Annotated in this window: 2 tRNA genes and 2 rRNA genes; all 4 read left to right on the top strand. The window is 53.1% G+C overall.

Features of this window, described 5'->3' with window-relative positions:
• Window positions 1–206: 206 nt before the first annotated feature.
• The 4 genes from AWB80_RS42445 to AWB80_RS42430 all read left to right on the top strand — a co-directional run bounded on the left by AWB80_RS42445 (window position 207) and on the right by AWB80_RS42430 (window position 5,187).
• Window positions 207–1,738 (top strand): 16S ribosomal RNA (locus AWB80_RS42445).
• Between the two features lie 62 nt (window positions 1,739–1,800).
• Window positions 1,801–1,877, top strand: a tRNA-Ile gene (locus AWB80_RS42440).
• 47 nt (window positions 1,878–1,924) lie between these two features.
• Window positions 1,925–2,000 (top strand) — tRNA-Ala (locus tag AWB80_RS42435).
• A 300-nt stretch (window positions 2,001–2,300) separates the two neighbouring features.
• Window positions 2,301–5,187, top strand: a 23S ribosomal RNA gene (locus AWB80_RS42430).
• Together the 16S and 23S rRNA genes with 2 tRNA genes alongside form the textbook arrangement of a ribosomal RNA operon.
• The last annotated feature ends 61 nt before the right edge of the window (window positions 5,188–5,248 follow it).

The raw sequence follows: 5,248 nt of genomic DNA, 5'->3' as shown, positions 1-5,248 counted from the left end.
TGCTCTTTAAAAACTAACAGCCGATAAGTGTGGGCGCTTGATAGCGAGTGCGGTTTCAGTCTTTCGGGGCTGAAGCAAAAGCAAAAGTAATCAAGAGTCTCACACGAAGTATCAGAGGAAGGTTTTTTGTCTTTGGACAAACAATCATCGTCAGTACGTTGAGTGAGCGACCGGTTCTTAACGGAACCGAAAACAGTAACAGGTTTGAACTGAAGAGTTTGATCCTGGCTCAGATTGAACGCTGGCGGCATGCCTTACACATGCAAGTCGAACGGCAGCACGGGGGCAACCCTGGTGGCGAGTGGCGAACGGGTGAGTAATACATCGGAACGTGTCCTGTAGTGGGGGATAGCCCGGCGAAAGCCGGATTAATACCGCATACGATCTACGGAAGAAAGCGGGGGATCTTCGGACCTCGCGCTGCAGGGGCGGCCGATGGCAGATTAGCTAGTTGGTGGGGTAAAGGCCTACCAAGGCGACGATCTGTAGCTGGTCTGAGAGGACGACCAGCCACACTGGGACTGAGACACGGCCCAGACTCCTACGGGAGGCAGCAGTGGGGAATTTTGGACAATGGGGGCAACCCTGATCCAGCAATGCCGCGTGTGTGAAGAAGGCCTTCGGGTTGTAAAGCACTTTTGTCCGGAAAGAAAACTTCGTCCCTAATATGGATGGAGGATGACGGTACCGGAAGAATAAGCACCGGCTAACTACGTGCCAGCAGCCGCGGTAATACGTAGGGTGCGAGCGTTAATCGGAATTACTGGGCGTAAAGCGTGCGCAGGCGGTCTGTTAAGACCGATGTGAAATCCCCGGGCTTAACCTGGGAACTGCATTGGTGACTGGCAGGCTTTGAGTGTGGCAGAGGGGGGTAGAATTCCACGTGTAGCAGTGAAATGCGTAGAGATGTGGAGGAATACCGATGGCGAAGGCAGCCCCCTGGGCCAACACTGACGCTCATGCACGAAAGCGTGGGGAGCAAACAGGATTAGATACCCTGGTAGTCCACGCCCTAAACGATGTCAACTAGTTGTTGGGGATTCATTTCCTTAGTAACGTAGCTAACGCGTGAAGTTGACCGCCTGGGGAGTACGGTCGCAAGATTAAAACTCAAAGGAATTGACGGGGACCCGCACAAGCGGTGGATGATGTGGATTAATTCGATGCAACGCGAAAAACCTTACCTACCCTTGACATGGTCGGAATCCCGCTGAGAGGTGGGAGTGCTCGAAAGAGAACCGGCGCACAGGTGCTGCATGGCTGTCGTCAGCTCGTGTCGTGAGATGTTGGGTTAAGTCCCGCAACGAGCGCAACCCTTGTCCTTAGTTGCTACGCAAGAGCACTCTAAGGAGACTGCCGGTGACAAACCGGAGGAAGGTGGGGATGACGTCAAGTCCTCATGGCCCTTATGGGTAGGGCTTCACACGTCATACAATGGTCGGAACAGAGGGTTGCCAAGCCGCGAGGTGGAGCCAATCCCAGAAAACCGATCGTAGTCCGGATCGCAGTCTGCAACTCGACTGCGTGAAGCTGGAATCGCTAGTAATCGCGGATCAGCATGCCGCGGTGAATACGTTCCCGGGTCTTGTACACACCGCCCGTCACACCATGGGAGTGGGTTTCACCAGAAGTAGGTAGCCTAACCGCAAGGAGGGCGCTTACCACGGTGGGATTCATGACTGGGGTGAAGTCGTAACAAGGTAGCCGTATCGGAAGGTGCGGCTGGATCACCTCCTTTCTCGAGCTTCGCACTTCAAAGTTGAGCGCTCACGCTTATCGGCTGTAAGAAAGACAGGCTAAGGGTCTGTAGCTCAGTCGGTTAGAGCACCGTCTTGATAAGGCGGGGGTCGTTGGTTCGAATCCAACCAGACCCACCACCCGAACAGGGGTGCTGATGAGAGACCACTCGAAGTCAGGCCACGTAGGGGGATTAGCTCAGCTGGGAGAGCACCTGCTTTGCAAGCAGGGGGTCGTCGGTTCGATCCCGTCATCCTCCACCAAGTCCTCAATGCTTAGGGTTCTGCTAGAAACAGCGGCGAACTTTAAGCATTGGCGACTATAGCCAGTTGATGCTGTTGGGTAGTGAAGTGACCCAATCGGCTAAACGTTCTTTAACAATCTGGAAGAAGTAGTAAAGAGAATCGCGAAAGCGCTTAGAGATGGGCGTGAGTAGAGATTTAAGGGTAGTGATTGTATCAAGTATGAAAAGGTGATCGAAAGATTGCTTTGGAATACGGCACAACGCGAATACTCAGCCTGTAACGGGACGTGACAAGCGCAAGCAGACACACTCGTTATAGGGTCAAGCGAACAAGTGCATGTGGTGGATGCCTTGGCGATCACAGGCGATGAAGGACGCGGTAGCCTGCGAAAAGCGGAGGGGAGCTGGCAAACGAGCTTTGATCCTCCGATATCCGAATGGGGAAACCCGGCCCGTATGGGTCATCCTGGACTGAATACATAGGTCCAGCGAAGCGAACGCGGTGAACTGAAACATCTAAGTAACCGCAGGAAAAGAAATCAACCGAGATTCCCAGAGTAGTGGCGAGCGAAATGGGATCAGCCTGTACTCTTTATTTGACTTATTAGCCGAACGCTCTGGAAAGTGCGGCCCTAGCAGGTGATAGCCCTGTAGGCGAAAATAGGTTGAAAGAACTAGGTGTACGACAAGTAGGGCGGGACACGTGAAATCCTGTCTGAAGATGGGGGGACCATCCTCCAAGGCTAAATACTCGTGATCGACCGATAGTGAACCAGTACCGTGAGGGAAAGGCGAAAAGAACCCCGGGAGGGGAGTGAAATAGATCCTGAAACCGCATGCATACAAACAGTCGGAGCCTGGAAACGGGTGACGGCGTACCTTTTGTATAATGGGTCAGCGACTTACGTTCAGTAGCGAGCTTAACTGATTAAGGCAGGCGTAGCGAAAGCGAGTCCGAACAGGGCGATCAGTTGCTGGGCGTAGACCCGAAACCAAGTGATCTATCCATGGCCAGGTTGAAGGTGCGGTAACACGTACTGGAGGACCGAACCCACTAACGTTGAAAAGTTAGGGGATGAGCTGTGGATAGGGGTGAAAGGCTAAACAAACTTGGAAATAGCTGGTTCTCTCCGAAAACTATTTAGGTAGTGCCTCGTGTATCACCTTCGGGGGTAGAGCACTGTCATGGTTGTGGGGTCCATTGCGGATTACTACGCCATAGCAAACTCCGAATACCGAAGAGTGCAATCACGGGAGACAGACATCGGGTGCTAACGTCCGGTGTCAAGAGGGAAACAACCCAGACCGCCAGCTAAGGTCCCAAAGATTGGCTAAGTGGGAAACGAAGTGGGAAGGCTAAAACAGTCAGGAGGTTGGCTTAGAAGCAGCCACCCTTTAAAGAAAGCGTAATAGCTCACTGATCGAGTCGTCCTGCGCGGAAGATGTAACGGGGCTCAAGCCAGTCACCGAAGCTGCGGATACACGTTGAAAGACACGTGTGTGGTAGGAGAGCGTTCCGTAAGCCTGCGAAGGTGCGTTGAAAAGCGTGCTGGAGGTATCGGAAGTGCGAATGCTGACATGAGTAGCGATAAAGGGGGTGAAAAGCCCCCTCGCCGTAAGCCCAAGGTTTCCTACGCAACGTTCATCGGCGTAGGGTGAGTCGGCCCCTAAGGCGAGGCAGAAATGCGTAGCTGATGGGAAGCAGGTCAATATTCCTGCACCATTGTTAGATGCGATGGGGGGACGGATCGCGGAAGGTTGTCCGGGTGTTGGACGTCCCGGTCGCTGCATTGGAGAAGGCGCTTAGGCAAATCCGGGCGCGTAATTCAAGGGTGTGGCGCGAGCTTCTTCGGAAGCGAAGCAATTGGAAGTGGTTCCAAGAAAAGCCTCTAAGCTTCAGTCTAATAGTGACCGTACCGCAAACCGACACAGGTGGGCGAGATGAGTATTCTAAGGCGCTTGAGAGAACTCGGGAGAAGGAACTCGGCAAATTGGTACCGTAACTTCGGGATAAGGTACGCCCTTGTAGCTTGACTGGCCTGCGCCAGGAGGGTGAAAGGGTTGCAATAAACTGGTGGCTGCGACTGTTTAATAAAAACACAGCACTCTGCAAACACGAAAGTGGACGTATAGGGTGTGACGCCTGCCCGGTGCCGGAAGATTAAATGATGGGGTGCAAGCTCTTGATTGAAGTCCCGGTAAACGGCGGCCGTAACTATAACGGTCCTAAGGTAGCGAAATTCCTTGTCGGGTAAGTTCCGACCTGCACGAATGGCGTAACGATGGCCACACTGTCTCCTCCCGAGACTCAGCGAAGTTGAAGTGTTTGTGATGATGCAATCTCCCCGCGGCTAGACGGAAAGACCCCATGAACCTTTACTGTAGCTTTGCATTGGACTTTGAACCGATCTGTGTAGGATAGGTGGGAGGCTATGAAGCGTGAACGCTAGTTTGCGTGGAGCCGTCCTTGAAATACCACCCTGGTTTGTTTGAGGTTCTAACCTTGGTCCATGATCTGGATCGGGGACAGTGCATGGTAGGCAGTTTGACTGGGGCGGTCTCCTCCCAAAGTGTAACGGAGGAGTACGAAGGTACGCTAGGTACGGTCGGAAATCGTGCTGATAGTGCAATGGCATAAGCGTGCTTAACTGCGAGACCGACAAGTCGAGCAGGTGCGAAAGCAGGTCATAGTGATCCGGTGGTTCTGTATGGAAGGGCCATCGCTCAACGGATAAAAGGTACTCTGGGGATAACAGGCTGATACCGCCCAAGAGTTCATATCGACGGCGGTGTTTGGCACCTCGATGTCGGCTCATCTCATCCTGGGGCTGTAGCCGGTCCCAAGGGTATGGCTGTTCGCCATTTAAAGAGGTACGTGAGCTGGGTTTAAAACGTCGTGAGACAGTTTGGTCCCTATCTGCCGTGGGCGTTGGATATTTGAAGGGGGCTGCTCCTAGTACGAGAGGACCGGAGTGGACGAACCTCTGGTGTACCGGTTGTCACGCCAGTGGCATCGCCGGGTAGCTATGTTCGGAAGAGATAACCGCTGAAAGCATCTAAGCGGGAAACTCGCCTTAAGATGAGATATCCCCGGGGCTTCGAGCCCCTTGAAGGGTCGTTCCAGACCAGGACGTTGATAGGTCAGGTGTGTAAGTGCAGTAATGCATTGAGCTAACTGATACTAATTGCCCGTAAGGCTTGATCCTATAACCAGTGTGTTTGAATCCACTGGTTGAGTGAATCGTTGTGCGACGATCACCACCCGAA

The organism is Caballeronia pedi, assembly GCF_001544915.2.
Lineage (GTDB): Bacteria > Pseudomonadota > Gammaproteobacteria > Burkholderiales > Burkholderiaceae > Caballeronia > Caballeronia pedi.
The sequence above is the reverse complement of the archived record's forward strand: the minus strand, read 5'-3'. Positions and strand labels throughout refer to the sequence as shown.